Source organism: Prevotella rectalis (assembly GCF_900607215.1).
Taxonomy (GTDB): Bacteria; Bacteroidota; Bacteroidia; order Bacteroidales; family Bacteroidaceae; genus Prevotella; species Prevotella brunnea.
Genome location: NZ_LR027822.1, coordinates 137,639 through 138,399 on the forward strand (window position 1 = coordinate 137,639; position 761 = coordinate 138,399).

Annotated in this window: 1 protein-coding gene; it reads right to left on the bottom strand. The window is 53.2% G+C overall.

Annotation, left to right across the window (positions count from 1 at the left end):
• Positions 1-761, bottom strand: a 761-nt coding sequence (locus E0E16_RS08910) for a transposase (protein ID WP_130830625.1), incomplete at both ends; no start/stop codon positions are given.

The window sequence follows — 761 nt, forward strand, 5'->3', positions numbered from 1 at the left end:
GACAATGAGACCATTCCACAGTCTGACAAGGGAGACTTTATTGCCGAACTCGTATTTCTTGTGGTCCTTCCCCTTGCTGATGCACAACACGTCCGGCTCATGAAGGGAGTAGATCTTGTGACCGTCCATTCTCTCGCCGTTAACAAACTTCATGCAGACCTCAATACGTTCTTGGTAAGAGTTCTCAGGGGGCAAATTCCGAACCAGCTCGCGCAACAGCCTTCCGGCGATGGTGCGCATCCGACGGTCGGCTTTCCTTACCTTGGCTGAACTGTTCTTCCTGCCACGGAAACGCTGCACAAGCTTAAGTCTCTTGATTTCCCCGGCATAGCTTTGGCGCACCTTGAGATGCTCTGCATGAGCCACGTCGCGGCAGAAACCGATGATTTTATTCAGGAGTTTCGAATCCGTGGGGAACGTGACGTTCTTCTCCTGCACGGTTGAGTCGATAAAGGCTGTCTGCTCGGTGTCGGACTTGCGTCCACGACCGTCCTTGCCGTCATTTCTGTTTTCATTCTCTTTCCGCTTGTCGTCAAGCAGCAGGTTGACCCGGATGCTCTCCTTGAGAATCAACTCCATGCCCGCCTCGCCAATGCGATGGCGGAACTCCACGAGTTCCGTCGGTACGCAAGGCTTGGCGATGGTGAAGGATTCCATTCCGCAAAAATACTGGTAGTAGGCGTTCTCCGAGAACTGTTCCACGACGCTCTCGTCCGAGACGTTGCGAATATGCTTCAGCACTATAAGACCGACCATCAGGC